Below are 17,079 nucleotides of genomic sequence, written 5' to 3' on the forward strand. Positions count from 1 at the left end.
CATCCCATCCAGCGCGATGGAGCCGTCGACGAAGGTGAGCGCTCTCACACGCAGAAGCCTTGGCGACCAGGGAGCGCCTTCACCCGGAGATCAGTCCACATCCAAAACTCGTCAGTGCCCGTTCGCGCACTTTGAGACGCTCAGCTCGCTGCGTGCTTGATCGCGGCTTCGAACGCTTTTGCTTCGAAAGCCGGCATGCTCTGGATCCGGCCGAGACCCTGGGTAGAGTACCAGACGGAAAACGCAAGGAGCGCCTCCGGATTGGGGGCATCGACGATGTCGACGAAATCGTAGTAACCCTGCGTATAGTGGATTGACTCGATCTTGATGCCAAGTTGGTCGAGCTTTTTCTTGGCCTTGCCGATCCGGTCCGACTGCTTGCTTGCCCACTCCGGGTTCAGATTTCCGAGCAGCACGTATTTCATGGCCATCTCCACGGCATGTTGGACATTCTACGTGAGGCACGTCCGATTGTACGACATTTGGCGAGCCGCGCCTATGCCGCATGACGAGCTTTACGGCCGATTGCTCCAAGGGAACCACGACCCGCGGAGATCGAGCCTCCGATGTGCGCCTTGCGACCGCCGGTGCCGCAGTCGGTTCAGTTCGTTTGCCGTGGATCCCAACACGTCGGTCGACGAAGCAAAAATTGCCCAGCAGTCGGGGGCAAAGCACGTGACTTACGTCAGCTCAAGATCCGATCTGAGTGCTACCAGGAAGCGGGCGGCTTCGCCGCCGGTCACAACGCGATGATCGAAGGTAAGCGACAACGGCAGCAGGCGCCTGATCGCAGGCTGGCCTCGATGCGCGACAACCCGCTCCGAAATCCGGCCTGCACCGACAATTGCGGTCTGCGGGGGCACGATGATCAGATTGGCAAACCGGCCGCCGATCATTCCGAAATTCGACAACGTAATCGTGGCGCCCCGCAGCTCCTCTGGGGGTATTGAGCGCGCGATGGCGTCGCGCCGCAGGCGATCGAGGCCGGCCCGCAGGTCGGTCACCTCGCGCGCGGCGACATTGCGCAGCACGGGAACGATGAGGCCACCCTCGGTATCGACGGCGATGCCGAGATCGACGCGGTCCATCAGACGCCGCGCTGCTGAGCCGGAATCGTACCAGGCATTGAGGGCGGGCTCGGCTTTGCAGGCGGCAGCGATCGCTCGCACCAGGCGGACCGTCGCGTCTTCGCCCTGCCGCCAATCGCCGATATCTGCCTCATCGACGACGGTCGCGGGTACGATTTCGGCATTGGATGCCGCCATGCGTTGCGCCATCGCACGCCGCATGCCGCGCAGCGGCTCCGCTTGTGCCGTATCGGACATGCTCTTCGCAGCGCGTTCGACGTCGGCCCGTGTGATGGTGCCGCCGGGACCTGTGCCCTCGACCTGCTCGAGCGCGATGCCGAGCTTTTGCGCGAGCGCTCGCACCGCGGGGAACACCTGAGGCTGCTGCCCGGCCGGTTGTCCGGAAGCTGCTGTCGCACCCCGTGCGGCTTCGCCGCTGCCGAGCTCGCCAACGATGGTGCCAGTGTCCTGCTCGGTACCCTGGGCAAATTCGACGAGCGGCATGCCGACCTTCACGATATCGCCCTTGGCGCCAAACACGCGCGCGATGCGTCCGCTCGACGGCGACGGTATCTCAACGACGGCCTTGTCGGTCTCGACGGAAACGAGGGGCTGGTCGGTGACGACGTGGTCGCCTTCGCCGACATACCAGCTGACGATCTCGGCCTCCTCGAGGCCTTCTCCAAGGTCTGGCAGCGTGAACTGGCGCATGGGCCCAGGTCCTTTAATCTGGTCCGTTAAAATCTAGCTGAACTGGCAAACCTTGCGGGCGGCGGTCATGATGCGCTCGACCGACGGGATGTAATATTGCTCCAGGCGTGCCATCGGAACGACGGTGTCGTAGCCGGTGACGCGAGCCACGGGTGCAAGCAGCGAGGACAGGCGGCGCTCGGCGATATCCGCGGCGATCTCCGCGCCAAATCCGCCGGTCCGTGCCGCTTCGTGCACGATAACGCAGCGGCCAGTCTTTGCCACCGAACCGAGCACGGTGTCTTCGTCATAGGGCTTGAGCGCGGCGAGATCGATGACCTCGGCGGCGATGCCCTCGGCCGACAGTGCATCGGCGGCAGCCATGGTTTCCTTCAGCATGGCGCCCCAGCTGATCAGCGTGAGGTCGCGGCCTTCCCTCAGGACAAAGGCGACATCCAGCGGCAAGGCTTCGCCATTGTCCTCCACCTCGCCTTTGGCCGCGCGGTACAGGCGCGTCGGCTCCAGAAACACCACGGGATCGGGATCGCGGATCGCGGCGAGCAGCAGTCCGTAGGCGCGCTTCGGCGACGAAGGCATGATGACGCGTAAGCCGGGAATATGGGCGAGCATCGCCTCGGTGCTTTCGGAATGATGCTCGGGCGCGCGGATGCCGGCCCCGTGCGGCGTACGCAGAACCATTGGACAGGTGAGCCGTCCCTGGGTCCGGTTGCGCAAGCGGGACGCATGATTCACCAATTGATCCAGGCAGGGATAGATGAACCCCATGAACTGGATCTCGCCGATCGGTTTCAGTCCCTGCGCGGCCATGCCGACGCAAAGCCCGCTGATCAGAAGCTCGGCAAGCGGCGTATCGAGGACGCGCTCCGGCCCAAAACGCTTCTGCAGGCCCGCCGTCGCACGGAAGACACCTCCGTTGACGCCAACGTCCTCGCCAAGCACGACCACATCAGGATCATCCTGCATCGCGCGTCCGAGTGCCAGATTGATGGCTTCGACCAACGTTGCCTCAGGCATCGTGCTCTCCCGCGAGTTCGCGGCGTTGCGCGGCATAGGCGTCGGGCAGTTCGGCATAAAGGTGATCGAACATGGATTCCGGCCGGCGGGCGGGGGTTGCCAGATAGCGTTCGGCAGCTGCTTCGACGCGCTCATGGCATTCGGCGGCGAGTTGCTCCTCGTCCGCCTTGGTCCACATTTTCTGCGCAACGAGATAGGCCCTCAGCCGCGCGAGCGGCTCTTCCTTCCAGCGCGCCTGGACTTCCTCAGCCGCGCGGTAGCGCGCCGCGTCGTCAGAGGTCGTATGGTCGCCTAGCCGGTAAGTGACGGCCTCGATGAGGCGAGGGCCATTGCCGTCGCGGGCGGCGGCAATCGCCTCTTCAGCGGCGGCCCGCATCGCCACCACGTCACTCCCGTCCACCTGTTCGCCGACGAAGCCTGCGGCGATCGCTTTCTGTGCCAGCGTTTCGCACGCCGTCTGTAGCCGTAACGGTACCGATATGGCCCATTGATTGTTGGCCACCACAAAGACGAGCGGCAATCTGTGCACGCCAGCAAAGTTCATCGCTTCATAGACGTCGCCTTTCGAGGTGGCGCCATCGCCGAACAGACACACGGCCACCCGCCGTTCCTTCCGTAGCTTCAACGCATAGGCGACGCCGGCGGCATGAGGCGCCTGGGATCCGACCGGAACACAGAACGGGAAGTCGTGGGGTGGTCCTGAAAACTGGTTGCCGCGTTCGTCGCCGCCCCAGAACAGCAGGATCTCCTCCGGCTTGACGCCGCGCCAGAGCAGCGCGCCATTGTCGCGATAGGACGGCAGCAGCACGTCTTCTTCCCGCATCGCACTGGCTATCCCTACCGATACGGCCTCTTGGCCGAGGGAAACGGCATAAGTCCCAAGGCGGCCCGTGCGCTGCAACGCAACAGCCTTGCGGTCAAACAGGCGCAGCAGCACCATGGACCGGTAAAGGGCGACCAGCAGCTTAGCATCGGAGGCGAAGGCAGGAAGCGGCCGCTGTATCGAGCCGTCCGACGCGAGGTAGTTGCGATGACGCACCTCGAAACGCGCGATGATGGGAAGATCCTCGTTTACCCTGCGGCTGGCCACGCCCTTACTCCAGGAGCGATTATGCCTTCTACTAACTCTTTCAATTGGTATTTGTGCCGCGGCGATGCACGACCACGGCGGCGCCGCCTTGACGCGCGCCGGGGTTGTTGCTGCACGGCAGGTTCACCGGCATCGGTCCGCAGGGGACCGATCGGCAGCGCGTCCCTATCGCGCTCGCTCCATTCTCCTTCGGCGCTTAGGAACGTTTCGGGGCCCGGTGAGTCCTTGTGAGCGTAGCCGGTCCTGTGTAGCTCGTGGATCGACAGATGGACAAAGCGTTCGCATATGCGATCTCGGCTCTCATCGTCGGCTTTGGAGTCTGGATCTTTGTAGCTGCGTGTCCTCCAGCTCCCCCACCTGGTGGATGGCTGTCGCGCTCGTCCCCATCACGATCGGGTTCATAAGCGCCTTCGGCCCCTCCTAACGGCCGCATCGCTTCGGTGAGCGGAACAACACCAAGGCCGGTCGACTTGAGAGGCAACCATGGACCTCACCGAGATTAAGCGCGCGTTCTTGGAGGCAAGGTGCCGCTTGGCGGGAGGGGAGCTCCTGGCATGGGAACGTTGGCGAGAGGGGAAGGTCAGTGAAGGCCACAAGCAGTAGCGCACGCGATCACCTGTACGGTGCTGACAAGATTGATCCGTTGATGACGATTCGAAGCACCGCCATTGGTCGCGGGTCAGCCGTCGCCCGTATTCTTGACCGCCTCAGCCAGCATCGCATAAAGCTGGCCCTTGCTGAATTCTGGCTGCTGCCTCTCCAGTGGTTTCGACACCTTCTTTCCTCGCGGACGGGCGCAAGCTGCGGATAACGCCGGCCTTTGCTTTGGGATCGACCTTATCTTGGGTTTTGCTGTTGATGGCTTGCGACCACGTTTCAGGCCCAAACGAGTCAGCCTTCCGCAAACCGCGTTACGGCTACACTCAAGACGGCGCGCGATCTCCGTGGCACTGTGTCCTAGGGCCCAGAGTTCTTTGAGCAGCGTTAGGTCTCTGTCATCCCAGCTCATGGAGATACTATAACGCCGGCCCCCAATTTCTGGCTAGTCTTCGTCTGGCTCGCGCACGATCGGCGGTTCTTCTTCGTCCTCTTCGTCCTCTTCGTCCTCGTCGTCTTCATCAGGATCTCGGGGCGGCATCATGTTGCCCATGAGGACCAAGGGACCCCAGTTGATCGAGCCGGCGGCGAATTCTTCTAGGATCTGTTGCTGCTTCATGTTGCTCCTCCAAGATGGCCGGATGCGGATGAGTGATGAACGGCTTGAACCGTTACTATGCTCGCGCTCTCGTTGATGGTCGATCGAGCACGATTCATGGCTCGCCAGCCGGGCTGTGTTTCGTCGCCACGGATCACAACCACTGCGAACCCGGTTTGGATGCCGTTCCTGACGCGTGATCAGCGCTCCAACGCTGCGACCGACCATTTATCTCGCCGCCATTCAACCGCGTCCCATTCTGTCCAGGAAGTACCCGAGCAACAGGCGGGCGGTCCCGGCGCAGCTAGCGGCCGGCGATCTTACAGACGCACAGCGGTTGTAGAAAACGCCTGGGCAACGGGCTCCTGCACCTGATCCAGGATCGCCATTGCTGCGATTGCGATCACGACGGCAGCAGCGCAGCCGAGCAGAAAAGCCTTCATCGCAAACTCCATCATTTACACGCTGCACGCATCTTACGATGCGGCTTGCTGGGCGCAACTGTGACGAACGATTTGAAGTTCGCCCTGTACCTGCCGGCTCTAAGGGCCCTTAAAAGCCGGATCGATTGAAAATGCATCGCCCATCAATCCCAGCGATTGAAGCTCGGGGCTGTACAAGTCCACTTCCAATATGGCGAGAAGCAGCGTGAGCACGACGACTGTGAGGACGAGGAGAGGCGAGGCTTCACGTGTCGCTGGATTTTGAGCGACCGAGATCACGCGCACGGCGCGTAGCCATGAGATCATCCGCAGCAATGGCCTCGATCGCCCCTGCATGCCGTCTTCCTTGACGTGACGAGCAAAGACGTGACGAGCAAGGGTAGGACTCGCGCTGCCGGCATTCAAGTGGACAAACTGATGCAGTGCACCTTGAGGAACGGATCTCGATCCTTCCCGTTGAGGTTAGGACCCGTGGCGCCAGAGAAGTAAACTGATGCCGCGGACATTTATTTCGGGGCACCCTTGAAGGCATGGACGTGACCATGGCCGGCAAAGATTGATGAGATGGGCTTCGTGCGCGCGGGCCGCAGCAGCCCTCTTGGCGGTTGTTGCGTCCGCGGCGCACGCCCAGCTTGCGGGTCACGGCGGCCCCGTCCGGGCGCTTGCCGTTTCGCCTGACGGCGACAGCCTGTTGTCGGGCAGCTTCGACACGTCCGCCATTCGGTGGTCGCTGAAGATCGACGCGGCGGATGAGGTGCTGCGGTATCATTCTGATGCCGTCAATGCCGTTGCCTTCCTGAAGGGAGGGCGCATGATTACCGCGGGTGCCGACGCACGAATTGCGGTGTGGACGGCAGGCCGGCAGCAGCCTGATCGGGTCATGGAGGGACATACCGGTCCCGTCGTGGCACTTGCCGTAGCGCCGGACGGATCGAAGCTCGCCTCGGCCGCGTGGGACCACAGCGTGCGGCTCTGGTCCCTGGCTGATGGCGCGTCCCGCGCGCTGGAAGGTCACGGGCAGAATGTGAATGGTGTCGCCTTCGCGCCGGACGGGAAGTCGCTCGTGAGTGTCGGCTATGATCTCGCGTTGCGCATCTGGCGCTTGCCGGAGGGCCGGTCTGAAGCGGTGGCATTGCCGGTGCCGCTGAATGCGGTCGCTATTGCGCCCGATGGTGAGATCGTCGCGGCAGGGGCGGACGGCAAGCTGCGCATGCTGACGGAGGACGGAACGCTGGTGGGCGAGGTGGCCGCAAGCCCGGCACCGATCGTCGCCTTGGCGCTGTCCGATGATGGGGCGCTGATTGCCGCCGCAGGCATCGGCGGCACGGTTGCCATAGTCGAGCGCAAGTCGCGGAGTGTGTTGCGGACGCTGGTGGGGCCCGGCTTCCCGGTCTGGTCGGTCATCTTCCTGCACGATGCAGCGACGCTCGTGACCGGAGGTGCGGATGGAAAGATCCGGCGCTGGAATGTGCAGAGCGGTGAGCCGGTCGGTTCGAACCTGTTCGGGACAACAGCGGATCCGCTGGCCGCGTATGCGGGCGATCATGGCGCCGACGTCTTTCGCGCATGCGTTGCCTGTCACACGCTGTCGGCGAGGGAGGCGCAGCGTGCGGGGCCAACGCTTGCGGGATTGTTCGGCCGGAAAATCGCCTCGCTCCCCGGCTATCGGTTTTCCGAGGCCCTCAAGACCATGGATATCGTCTGGACCCCCGAGACGGTCGCAAAGCTGTTTGAACTGGGACCCAATGCCTACACGCCGGGAACGAAGATGCCGGAGCAGCGCATCGGCTCGGCCGAAGACCGCCGCGCATTGACCGATTTCCTGGCCCGGGCGACGTCGCAATAGGTGAGGACCGCAATGCCGATGATGAGGGACGTTCGCGCTCAGATCTTGCGATCCGGCCGGCGCAAATAATCCTGAGTGGTTCGGGGTGGCGCGCGTTCGGGCACGCCCTCGAACGGATCGAACTGCTGTTCGCTCATCGCGATCACGCGGCAATCTGCGCACATCCTGATGGTGTCGAGGCGCTTGTCGCCGGCCGGATACATCCAATGCCGGCCCTCGAGCTTCGCCGCGATCCGATCAATCGTGCTCTTCACGCCAAACGCCGCGCCGCAGCGGATGCAAAGCGCAGGCTCTTCCTCCTTGATCACAATCGTCGGCGCGCGGCCGGCGTGGAAATCGATCTGGGGTTTGAGGGTGATGACCTTCTCGGGACAGGTGCTCTGGCACAGGCCGCATTGCACGCAGGCATCTTCGACGAATTTGAGCACCGGGCGCTCGGGATCGTCGCGAAGCGCGCCGGTCGGGCAGGCAGAAACGCAGGAGAGACACAAAGTGCATCCGTCCGTATTGACGCTTACCGCGCCGATCGGTGCCCCCCGCGGGAGCGCAATGACATCGACCGGCTTCGGCGCGAGGCGATGCAGTTCACTCAAGGCAAAGCGAAGCAGGTCGCGCCGCTTGCCGACAGTCTTGAATGTCGCGGGCGCCCTCACTGCTGCAAATTGCCCGATGCCGTTCAGTTGCTCTAGCAGTGCATCGGGATCGTCCGTTTCGATCGCCGCGACCCGGCGCCCTTCAAACCCGAGACCCGCAAGGATGGTCTCTGCCATGCTGACTGTCTGCGCGAGGCCGGTCACGTCATGCCGCGGCCTGCCACGCAGCAAAAATCGGAACGCAGATGCTCCATAGGCAAAGGCGCCGATGACGGCTTCCAGCCCGACCTGCGTCACCTCGTTGACGGCAAGAGGGATGACCTGCGCAGGCAGACCGTCGCCGTGACGGGCGAGCGCGTCGATCAGCGGCGTGCCATGCTGAGCCTCATGCAGCAACAGGACCGGGTTCGATCCGCCGGCTTGGTGGTAAGCGAGCAGCATGGCGCGGATGATCTGGAGCTGGGTGTCCGCGGGCGGCAAAGCATAGGACGCCGCTCCCGTCGGACAGGCGGCGGCGCATTGGCCGCAGCCGGCGCAAATCTCGGCGTTGATGGCGACGTGATTGCCGGCTGGCGTGATCGCACTCGTGGGACATAGATCGAGACAACGATGGCAGCCGGTCAGATTCGAGCGCGAATGGGCGCAAAGGTCGGGCGCGAACTCGATATATCTGGGCTTGTCGAAATGCCCGACGAGATCCCGCGCGCTGAGCACGGTGCGCAGCATGGCGCTCGGGTCCTTGGGATCTGCTCGCAGATAGCCATCGCGCAGATCATGCGCCGGGAACAGCGGTCTTTCTCCCGATAGGTCAAGGATGATGTCGCAGTGCGAGGTGGCCCCGCTGCGAGAATTTTCAAAGATGTAGAGATTGCGCGAGGACGGGCGCGGGTGCGCGTAGTCGTCGATCGTGAGCTCGAAAGCGCCAAAATGTCCTCTGGCGGTACGGATCATTCCCTTCACGACCGGGAAGAGAGTTGCCGCAGGCGCGGCGATCTCGCCGAACTCCTTCAGCATCACCGTCACATCGAGATGATCCGAAAGCAGCCGTCCGGCTTCGATCGCGGCCTCATCCCGGCCATAGATCAGGATGACCCCGTCGCTCGCAAGCGTGACCAGCGGATAATCCGGCGCCTGCACGGCGCTCGCTGCGAGCAGCGCCGCCATTTTCGGGCCCGCTTGTGCGCCTTCGGTCGACCAGCCTGCCGTCTCGCGAATGTTTGCGAAAGCGATCGGCGCGGCACGCTCGGCGGCTTCCTCCGCAAACAAGGATTGCTGATAGGTGCAGGCAATGGTCAGGGGGCCCTCCGCCTTTGCGAGCCTGCGAAAATGGTCGAGCTCGGCCCCGCACAGGTGACGAAAACTCTTGACGTTGCAGTTGCCGCATCCGCGCTCGATCGCGGCCACATCAAGCCGCATCGTGTCTTCGCACGAGCAAATCAGGATGGTCTTCGCTGGCTGCTCCAGGTTCATCCCTCCCGGGAAGGCGACGAATGACGGACTCGCGCCGATCCTTTGCCTCGTATAGATATTGTCAATCGGGAAAAAAGGGGAAAGTGGAGGCCGGCCTGCGGTCGATCCCAACCAGCCACGTTTCCACGGCGGAACAGATTCAATTGCCGCCACCCTTCACTTTGGTCAGGTTGCGCGAGAGCGGGGACGCGTTTGCCTATGCATGCCGCATTGCACCCGAAAGCGGCGCCGGCACGCTGGTCTATGTCGGGCGGTTCGACCTCGCTGAGTTCGCGGTGGTGCTGGAGCCAGCGGAGCCGCTGACGACCGCGCGGCGAGCTTTCTACGCTTGCATGGTTGCCCTCACAGACGCCCTGCGCGCCCATGCGCCACCGACCAAGGAGGTTGCAGTCGGTTGGCCGGATTCCGTCAGGATCGACGGAGGGCTGGTTGGCGGGGGGCGGATGGCCTGGCCGACGTCCGCGGACGAGGATGAGCCGCCGGCCTGGCTTGTATTCGGGGCCATGATCCGGACGGTGGTGATGGCGGATCATGATCCCGGTGTTTATCCGCTCGCCTCCGCGCTGGATCAGGAGGGGTTTGGCGAAGCCGGAGCGGTGCAGGTGACCGAGAGCTTCGTGCGGCACCTGATGCGCGCGATCGACAATTGGCGGGTCGACGGATTCGACAGTGTCGCGCGCGAGTATCTCAGCCGCATCCCTCGCGAGCGGCAAACGCTTCGACGCATCGACGATTGCGGCGATCTGGTCACGCGCCGCACCGGTAGTGATACGACTGAGCGGGCAGACCTCGTTAAGGCTCTAGCCTCGCCATCCTGGCTCGATCCGACGCTTGGAGGGCCGAAGCGGTGAAAAAGACCGTCAAACTTCTGCGTACCATTGCGCTCGATGCCTCCGACACCTTCATGTTCGACGTGCCGGCAGTATCAGGCGAATGGGCCGTCTCCGGCGCCTTCCGCTTCTGCGATCAGGATCCGGTGAAGCTGAGCGGAAAGGCGCGCGCCGCCTTCCGCAGCGGCTTTCTCGGCGTGCAATCCTGGGGATGGTCGACGCTGGCACAGATTGTTCCGGCGACCGAGGACGATTGCCAGACGCTGATCGAACTCCTTGCCAGGCAACTCGTTGATCGGTTCGGCGCACCGGACATAGCAATTGCAAGGATCGCTGCGGAAGAAGAAGTTACTTTTGCGCAGTCGCTCTGCACGCATCCGATCAGCTCTCTCATTGCGATTCACCGTTCGGCAAGTAATAGCGAAGTCCACGAGGCCTTCCGCAGGCTACAACTGCGGGAGGGGCAGCATGGCAAGGCATTCTCGTTCATGGAAGTCGAGGATGATGTCGAACCCAACAGCGATCTGAACGGTGCGGATATGGGCCAGGAGCGGCGCCTCCGATGAACGATTTCTGGATCGCGTGCGGACATCATCTACTCGATCGCGACGAGAGCGGGGGGCTTCCCGTTACCGACGAATTCTTGAAGGCTTATTTTGCCCGTCCCGAGCTGATGCCGCCGAAGGACGCGTGCCTGGTCGAACAAAGACTGCATCGCGGGATGCTTGCCGATCCGCGCCAGGCGGTCGGTGCGGATGAGGTCGCTGCGATCGCTGATGAGGACGCGCGGGAGAACTGGCGCTTCGTGCTGGGGTTCCGCGATCTCATGTTGCGGCACCCAACGCTCGAAGCTGCGTATCTCGCGGCCGTCCGCTCGCGATCAAACGACCTGCCGCCGCTGTTCATCAATCAGCTCGTGCAGGTGATCCTGCGCAACGCTCTTGATGGTAACGACGATCCCTTCGTGCTGCGTGCCGGCGAGCTGTTCTTCCGACCGCAGCGGATTCTTCCGCACGAACAGGCCTTGCTGCTTGGCGATGACGAGGTCGTCGGTGGTCGCAGCCCGACGCCCATCTTGTCGTTGATCTCGATGCTGGATACCAAGACGGACGCCCATCTCGATGTGCTGAGCGAAGAAAACGCCGAGACCTATTGGGAACGCAGCGACCAGTTCGATATGGCCCTCGATCTGTCCGCAGGTGCGCGAGGGTCTCGCGCACTGGCGCAGGTGATGACGCGCTGGGTTTCCCATCTGCTCGGGATCGATGTTGCCATTGAGCCGTTGACGGAACTACGCGAGGTGAGGCTGAGCTGGTATATTGGACTGGACGCTGACGCCACCAGGATGGGCGATCGGCTTTGGCACGGCGACGAGCTTGACGAGCACAGCGCACGGCGAGTGCTTTCGCTGTTTCGCCTGACCTTTGCGGATTCTGGGCTCGCCGGGGGGACCTTGCGGGGCGAGCCAGTCTATCTGATCCTCGCGATGACAGCCGATCAGAAGCTACGCATGAAACCGCAGAATCTGTTGACGGGACTGCCGATCAAGCGCCTGGAAGCCATCTCATGAGCGCCGCCCTGCCAATCCTGCGTATCCCCGTCGGCATCGTCGTCGAACGGCGCAAGGCGGATTCGCCCTGGGTGGATTTCATCTGGCGGAGCGCCGCCGCGTTGCCTGACGAACCGGACACGGAGGCCTGGACAATCCTGCGCGAGCAGGAAGGCACGACCCTGTTCTATGCTGGCAGCGCAACGGTTGATTTGTACGTGTCGGAAACCGCGCGTTATCGTGACAATCTCGCCTCCGGCATACCGAGCATCTGGGTGGTCTTGAGCCCATCCGAGGGGGCTTGGCCTTATACGGTCGCCGCGGCGACCGCTGATCCTGCGGAAGGAGAGGGGTTTACCGAGGCCGCTGACAATCTGGTTGAAGCTGTACCAATGCCAGAGGTGGTGCGCGAGGTGATTGAAAGCTTCATCGCCGAACACCACGTCGAGAGGGAGTTCGTCAAACGCGAGCGAAGGCGCGCCGATCCCGAGGCCCTGGCGCGTCGGCAGCATGAAAGCGGGCAAGAATGACTGAGGAAGAATTCCTTGCGCGCTGGTCGCGCCGCAAGCGCGAGGCAAAGTCGAGCGTTCCGGTTCCGCAAACGGCCAAGCCTGCCAGCGAGACCCCCGCGCCATCCACGGAGGTCGAGGTCGCCCCCGAAGTCGATCTTGCGAGCCTGCCGTCCATCGATTCAATCACGGCCATGACCGACATCACCGTATTCCTGCGCGAAGGTATTCCGCGGGAATTGACCCGCGCAGCCCTTCGCCGCGCCTGGACGGCCGACCCGGCGATCCGCGATTTTGTTGGTCTCGCCGAGAACGCCTGGGATTTCAACGATCCGAACGCCATGCCGGGGTTCGGACCGCTCGATTGCTCGCAGGCTGAGCTGGCCGCCTGGGTCGACCGGATTGTCGGTGGCCTGCGTAACGCGGCAGAGGCACAGGCTGACACGCCGACGCAGTTGCCGGAATTCTCCGACGTTCCGAACACGGACGTTGTGCACTCTGCGATGCGTACAGAGAAGCCTGATCAAGCGGACCACACGGAGATCGCGCCTCCCGTTGCACCGCAACCGACCATGGAAGCGGATGCAGTTCGGCGCTGCACACACGGCGGTGCCCTGCCTCGCTAATATTGCGACGAAAGGCGATAGCCTCAAACTATAGGTCGGCAATTGACCATCTGCGGAACCAGGTTTACGCTTCGTTAGCGCTTTGTTGCGCAAGCAAAATCAGTCACTCGGGTCTCAGGCAACAGAGGTCCTTATGCGTGACGCCGGACTTGATCGCGCCATTGACGCCGCAGGCGGCGTGGCCCAGCTTGCGCGCAAGATCCGCATCAGCCAACCCTCGGTTTCGAACTGGAGCAAGGTACCCGCTCAGCGGGTGATTGCAGTGGAAGCGGCAACGGGTGTTCCCCGCGCGGTGCTGCGGCCTGATCTCTATCCAGATCTCCCTCACAACCGCACGGTATCGCACAACAGCATCGATCCGGTCGATTTTGCGCGAGCGCAGGAATACGCTCTTCTCGCCACCTTGCTGGCCGCCGCGCCCTCCAAGAAGTTGCTCGATCGGCTTGCAGGCTTGAGCGGAGATGGGACGCCGCTCGGTCAGGCTCACGCCGCCTTGGCGGAATCCGCCATGCGCGAGATCACAGGTCAAGTCGAACGCGAATATTTTGACCTGTTCGTCGGTCTCGGCCGCGGTGAGTTGCTGCCTTACGAGTCCTATTATTTGACCGGCTTCCTCAACGAACGGCCGCTGTCACGCTTGCGGGCCGATCTCGCAGCGCTCGGCATCGAGCGCGCCGCGAACAGTTCTGAGCCTGAGGATCATGCCGCTGTCCTCTGCGAGATCATGGCGGGAATGGCCGACGGCCGCCTGGAAGCGTCGTCCGATGCGCAACGCACCCTGTTCGAAAAGCACGTCTCGCCTTGGATGGGACGTCTGTTCGCCGACATGGAGAAGGCCGCAAGTGCAAAGTTCTATCGTGCGGTCGGCACGCTCGGCCGCCTATTTATCGAGATCGAGAGGCAAGGATTCTCCTTCGCCAAGTGACTAGCGCAGGTTGGTCCGGGAGAGATGCGATGAGCGATGAAAAGAAAGCGATCGTCGGACGGCGCGACTTCCTCCGCAAGGTTGGCATCGGCACGGTAGGCGCTGGCGCCACGCTGGCGACGCCACTCGTCGGATCCGCTGAGGCCGACAGCGAGAACAACGATGAGAAGCGCAAGGCGCGCTACAAGGAATCCGATCACGTGAAGGCTTACTACCGCGTCAACCGCTATCCCGCCTGAGGGAGGCTGCCGTGCTTATCAAGCGAACACATCAGCATTCCGGATCCGACCGCCGCGGCTCTGTCGCGGACGTCCTCGCGAGCCAGACCAGTGGTCTCGATCGCCGCACCTTCCTGCGCCGGTCCGGTCTTGCGGGTGGCGCACTCGCGGCACTCGGTACCATGCCGGTTTCCGGCGTGCGCAAGGCGGAAGCGGCCACGGCGGGGCCGCTGACCGCCGGCGCGACCGTCAAGAAAAGCATCTGTACGCATTGTTCGGTCGGATGCACCGTGACCGCGGAAGTGTTGAACGGAGTCTGGATCGGACAGGAGCCGAGCTGGGATTCCCCCATCAATCGTGGATCTCATTGCGCAAAAGGTGCTTCCGTGCGCGAGCTGGTGCATAGCGAGCGGCGTTTGCGCTATCCGATGAAGCTCGTGAACGGGCAATGGACGCGCGTCTCCTGGGACACTGCGATCAACGAGATCGGCGACAAGATCCTCGAGGTTCGTGAAAAATCGGGTCCCGATTCCGTCTATTGGCTCGGCTCGGCCAAGATGACCAACGAAGGCGCCTACCTGTTTCGCAAGCTCGGGGCGTTCTGGGGCACCAATAACACCGACCATCAGGCACGCATCTGCCATTCGACCACCGTTACCGGCGTCGCCAATACCTGGGGCTATGGCGCGATGACCAATAGCTACAATGATATCCGCAATGCGAAGACACAGGTCATCTTGGGCGGCAATCCGGCCGAAGCGCATCCGGTATCGCTGCAACATCTGCTCGAGGGCAAGGAGCTGCAAAAGGCTAACTTTGTCGTTATCGATCCGCGCCTGACGCGTACGGCGGCACACGCGACCGAATATGTTCGGATGCGGCCAGGCACCGACATTCCGGTGCTCTACGGCATCATGTGGCACATTCTCCAGAATGGCTGGGAGGACAAGGAGTTCATCCGGCAGCGCGTCTACGGTTTCGATGACCTTAAGAAGGAGGTTGAGAAGTGGCCCCCGGATGAGGTCGAGCGCGTCACCGGCATTCCCGGCGAGCAGCTCAAGCGCGTCGCCAAGATGTTCGCCACCGAGAAGCCGGCAACCCTGATCTGGGCCATGGGTCAGACCCAGAAGACCGTCGGCACCGCCAACGTGCGGGCGAGCTGCATCGCACTCTTGATGACCGGCAATGTCGGTAAGGCCGGCGCGGGCGCCAACATCTTCCGTGGCCATGACAACGTGCAGGGTGCGACCGATGTCGGGCTCGATATCGTCACGCTGCCGTTCTACTACGGCCTTGCCGAAGGCGCCTGGAAGCATTGGTCGCGGGTTTGGGAGGTAGACTATGACTTCCTGAAGTCGCGCTTCGATTCCAAGCAGATCATGGAAACTCCCGGCATTCCGTTGACCCGCTGGTTCGAGGCGGTGACGCTGCCGAAAGATCAGGTCGCACAGAAGGACAATGTTCGGGCAGTGTTCGTTCAGGGACACGCCAGTAACAGTATCACCCGCATTCCGGAGTCTCTCAAAGGCCTGAAGGCGCTGGAACTGCTTGTCATTGCTGACCCGCATCCGACGACCTGGGCGTCGCTCGCAGTCGAGGCCGGACGCAAGGATGGCGTCTACATCCTTCCTGTGGCCACACAATTCGAGTGCAAGGGGTCGCGGGTCGCCTCGAACCGCTCGCTGCAATGGGGCGAGCAGATCGTCAAACCGATCTTCGAATCGAAAGACGATCTCGAGGTCATCTATCTGATGGCGAAGAAATTCGGCTTCGCCGACCAGATGTTCAAGAACATCAAGGTCGAGAACAATCTTCCTGAGGCGGAGGATGTGCTGCGCGAGATGAACCGCGGCAGCTGGTCGACCGGCTATTGCGGGCAATCGCCCGAGCGCCTCAAGGCGCACATGAAGAACCAGGCGAAGTTCGACATGCTGACGATGCGGGCGCCGAAGGACGATCCCGAGGTCGGCGGCGACTATTACGGCCTGCCATGGCCATGCTGGGGATCACCGGACGTCAAGCATCCCGGCACGCCGCTCCTCTACAACACCAATCTGCACGTGATGGATGGCGGCGGCACGTTCCGGCCGCGGTTCGGCATCGAGCGCGAGGAGAAGCTGCCGGACGGTACGACGCGAAAGGTGAGCCTGCTCGCGGATGGCTCGTACTCGTTAGGGTCGGGAATTCAGGACGGCTACCCGGAGTTCACGCTGGCGAGCCTGAAGAAGCTCGGCTGGGACGCCGAGCTCTCCGAAGCGGAAATGGCGGTGATCAACAAGATCAATCCCGCCAATCCGGACACGGTGTCGTGGGCGCTCGACCTGTCGGGAGGCATCCAGCGCGTGGCGCTGGCGCATGGCTGTGTTCCCTACGGCAACGGCAAGGCGCGCATGAATGCATTCGGTTTGCCCGATCCGATTCCTGTTCACCGCGAGCCGATCTACACGCCGCGCGTCGACCTCGTCGCCAAATATCCGACGCTGCCCGACGCCAAGCAGTTCCGGATGCCCAATATCGGGTTTTCCGTGCAGAAGGCAGCCGTGGAGAAGGGGATTGCCAAACAGTTTCCGCTCATCCTCTCGTCGGGCCGCCTGGTCGAGTATGAGGGCGGCGGCGAGGAGACGCGTACCAATCCGTGGCTTGCTGAGCTGCAGCAGGACATGTTCATCGAGATCAATCCTGCCGATGCCGCCGATCGCGGCGTCAAGGACGGCGGCTGGGTCTGGGTCACGGGTGCCGAGAACAATTCCCGGGCCAGGATGAAAGCGCTCGTCACCGAGCGCATCGGCAAGGGCGTTGCCTGGATGCCATTCCACTTCGGCGGCTGGTTCGCGGGCAAGGATCTTCGCGGGAATTATCCGAAGGGCACCGACCCGATCGTGCTCGGCGAAAGCGCCAACACGATCACTACGTACGGATACGACCCCGCGACGGGCATGCAGGAGCCCAAGGTCACTCTCTGCCAGATCGCGGCGGCATAAGGAGCAACGACG

General features: G+C 62.7%; 17 protein-coding genes and 1 pseudogene. 9 read left to right on the plus strand and 9 right to left on the minus strand.

Going from position 1 to position 17,079, the window contains the following annotated elements; translation table 11 throughout:
• Positions 1-140 precede the first annotated feature (140 nt).
• The 8 genes and pseudogenes from YUA_RS0136160 to YUA_RS0136195 form a co-directional block, all read right to left on the minus strand.
• On the minus strand, positions 141-425 hold the full coding sequence (locus YUA_RS0136160; RefSeq protein ID WP_027535048.1) for a GYD domain-containing protein: 285 nt from the start codon (positions 423-425) through the stop codon (positions 141-143).
• Between the two features lie 255 nt (positions 426-680).
• Entirely contained in the window at positions 681-1,778 is a 1,098-nt protein-coding gene (locus YUA_RS0136165; RefSeq protein ID WP_027535049.1) for a dihydrolipoamide acetyltransferase family protein, read from the minus strand.
• A 33-nt stretch (positions 1,779-1,811) separates the two neighbouring features.
• Positions 1,812-2,792: an alpha-ketoacid dehydrogenase subunit beta gene (locus YUA_RS0136170; protein ID WP_027535050.1), complete on the minus strand. Its 981-nt coding sequence runs from the start codon at positions 2,790-2,792 to the stop codon at positions 1,812-1,814.
• Complete coding sequence (gene pdhA / locus YUA_RS0136175) at positions 2,785-3,882, minus strand: pyruvate dehydrogenase (acetyl-transferring) E1 component subunit alpha (protein WP_084293101.1); 1,098 nt, start codon at positions 3,880-3,882, stop codon at positions 2,785-2,787. The genes YUA_RS0136170 and pdhA overlap by 8 nt, the downstream gene beginning before the upstream one ends.
• 823 nt (positions 3,883-4,705) lie before the next feature.
• Positions 4,706-4,891 (minus strand): annotated as a pseudogene (locus YUA_RS52125) (GcrA family cell cycle regulator); the annotation flags it as partial.
• Between the two features lie 33 nt (positions 4,892-4,924).
• Positions 4,925-5,098 carry a hypothetical protein gene (locus YUA_RS51355; protein ID WP_198029569.1) on the minus strand — a complete coding sequence of 58 codons (174 nt, stop codon included), beginning with the start codon at positions 5,096-5,098 and terminating at the stop codon, positions 4,925-4,927.
• Between the two features lie 299 nt (positions 5,099-5,397).
• Positions 5,398-5,520 carry a hypothetical protein gene (locus tag YUA_RS52425; protein ID WP_256375402.1) on the minus strand — a complete coding sequence of 41 codons (123 nt, stop codon included), beginning with the start codon at positions 5,518-5,520 and terminating at the stop codon, positions 5,398-5,400.
• A gap of 99 nt (positions 5,521-5,619) precedes the next feature.
• Entirely contained in the window at positions 5,620-5,856 is a 237-nt protein-coding gene (locus YUA_RS0136195; RefSeq protein WP_027535052.1) for a hypothetical protein, read from the minus strand.
• A 223-nt stretch (positions 5,857-6,079) separates the two neighbouring features.
• Here YUA_RS0136195 and YUA_RS0136200 point away from each other — a divergent pair, with 223 nt between their 5' ends.
• Positions 6,080-7,366 (plus strand): c-type cytochrome, encoded by a 1,287-nt coding sequence (locus tag YUA_RS0136200; RefSeq protein WP_027535053.1) that lies wholly within the window; start codon positions 6,080-6,082, stop codon positions 7,364-7,366.
• A gap of 38 nt (positions 7,367-7,404) precedes the next feature.
• Here YUA_RS0136200 and YUA_RS0136205 read toward each other — a convergent pair whose 3' ends face one another.
• Entirely contained in the window at positions 7,405-9,375 is a 1,971-nt protein-coding gene (locus YUA_RS0136205; RefSeq protein ID WP_027535054.1) for a 4Fe-4S binding protein, read from the minus strand.
• Positions 9,376-9,572: 197 nt separating this feature from the next.
• On the opposite strand from YUA_RS0136205, the gene YUA_RS0136210 reads away from it, so the two are divergent.
• The 8 genes from YUA_RS0136210 to YUA_RS51360 all read left to right on the plus strand — a co-directional run bounded on the left by YUA_RS0136210 (position 9,573) and on the right by YUA_RS51360 (position 17,067).
• A complete protein-coding gene (locus YUA_RS0136210; RefSeq protein ID WP_051383573.1) occupies positions 9,573-10,280 on the plus strand; it encodes a biotin/lipoate--protein ligase family protein in 708 nt (235 codons plus the stop codon).
• Complete coding sequence (locus tag YUA_RS0136215; RefSeq protein ID WP_027535056.1) at positions 10,277-10,825, plus strand: DUF6505 family protein; 549 nt, start codon at positions 10,277-10,279, stop codon at positions 10,823-10,825. Before YUA_RS0136210 ends, YUA_RS0136215 begins: the two co-directional genes overlap by 4 nt.
• On the plus strand, positions 10,822-11,829 hold the full coding sequence (locus YUA_RS0136220) for a DUF6352 family protein (protein WP_027535057.1): 1,008 nt from the start codon (positions 10,822-10,824) through the stop codon (positions 11,827-11,829). The genes YUA_RS0136215 and YUA_RS0136220 overlap by 4 nt, the downstream gene beginning before the upstream one ends.
• Entirely contained in the window at positions 11,826-12,338 is a 513-nt protein-coding gene (locus YUA_RS0136225; RefSeq protein WP_027535058.1) for a DUF3305 domain-containing protein, read from the plus strand. The genes YUA_RS0136220 and YUA_RS0136225 overlap by 4 nt, the downstream gene beginning before the upstream one ends.
• A complete protein-coding gene (locus tag YUA_RS0136230) occupies positions 12,335-12,943 on the plus strand; it encodes a DUF3306 domain-containing protein (RefSeq protein WP_027535059.1) in 609 nt (202 codons plus the stop codon). Before YUA_RS0136225 ends, YUA_RS0136230 begins: the two co-directional genes overlap by 4 nt.
• Before the next feature lie 133 nt (positions 12,944-13,076).
• Positions 13,077-13,868, plus strand: a complete 792-nt coding sequence (locus YUA_RS0136235; protein ID WP_027535060.1) for a molecular chaperone TorD family protein — start codon at positions 13,077-13,079, stop codon at positions 13,866-13,868.
• A gap of 29 nt (positions 13,869-13,897) precedes the next feature.
• A complete protein-coding gene (locus tag YUA_RS0136240; RefSeq protein WP_027535061.1) occupies positions 13,898-14,107 on the plus strand; it encodes a twin-arginine translocation signal domain-containing protein in 210 nt (69 codons plus the stop codon).
• Positions 14,108-14,118: 11 nt separating this feature from the next.
• Positions 14,119-17,067: a formate dehydrogenase subunit alpha gene (locus YUA_RS51360; protein ID WP_027535062.1), complete on the plus strand. Its 2,949-nt coding sequence runs from the start codon at positions 14,119-14,121 to the stop codon at positions 17,065-17,067.
• Positions 17,068-17,079: the final 12 nt, after the last annotated feature.

The sequence above is a fragment of the Bradyrhizobium sp. WSM3983 genome, assembly GCF_000473045.1.
Classification (GTDB): domain Bacteria; phylum Pseudomonadota; class Alphaproteobacteria; order Rhizobiales; family Xanthobacteraceae; genus Bradyrhizobium.

Coding starts and splice junctions, on each gene's coding strand:
- YUA_RS0136220 (WP_027535057.1), top strand. CDS start 10,822: ATGAACGATTTCTGGATCGCGTGCGGACATCATCTACTCGATCGCGAC.
- YUA_RS0136230 (WP_027535059.1), top strand. CDS start 12,335: ATGACTGAGGAAGAATTCCTTGCGCGCTGGTCGCGCCGCAAGCGCGAG.
- YUA_RS0136205 (WP_027535054.1), bottom strand. CDS start 9,375: ATGCGGCTTGATGTGGCCGCGATCGAGCGCGGATGCGGCAACTGCAAC.
- YUA_RS0136195 (WP_027535052.1), bottom strand. CDS start 5,856: ATGCAGGGGCGATCGAGGCCATTGCTGCGGATGATCTCATGGCTACGC.
- YUA_RS0136200 (WP_027535053.1), top strand. CDS start 6,080: ATGAGATGGGCTTCGTGCGCGCGGGCCGCAGCAGCCCTCTTGGCGGTT.
- YUA_RS51355 (WP_198029569.1), bottom strand. CDS start 5,098: ATGAAGCAGCAACAGATCCTAGAAGAATTCGCCGCCGGCTCGATCAAC.
- YUA_RS0136240 (WP_027535061.1), top strand. CDS start 13,898: ATGAGCGATGAAAAGAAAGCGATCGTCGGACGGCGCGACTTCCTCCGC.
- YUA_RS0136165 (WP_027535049.1), bottom strand. CDS start 1,778: ATGCGCCAGTTCACGCTGCCAGACCTTGGAGAAGGCCTCGAGGAGGCC.
- YUA_RS0136170 (WP_027535050.1), bottom strand. CDS start 2,792: ATGCCTGAGGCAACGTTGGTCGAAGCCATCAATCTGGCACTCGGACGC.
- YUA_RS52425 (WP_256375402.1), bottom strand. CDS start 5,520: ATGAAGGCTTTTCTGCTCGGCTGCGCTGCTGCCGTCGTGATCGCAATC.
- YUA_RS0136225 (WP_027535058.1), top strand. CDS start 11,826: ATGAGCGCCGCCCTGCCAATCCTGCGTATCCCCGTCGGCATCGTCGTC.
- YUA_RS0136160 (WP_027535048.1), bottom strand. CDS start 425: ATGAAATACGTGCTGCTCGGAAATCTGAACCCGGAGTGGGCAAGCAAG.
- YUA_RS0136235 (WP_027535060.1), top strand. CDS start 13,077: ATGCGTGACGCCGGACTTGATCGCGCCATTGACGCCGCAGGCGGCGTG.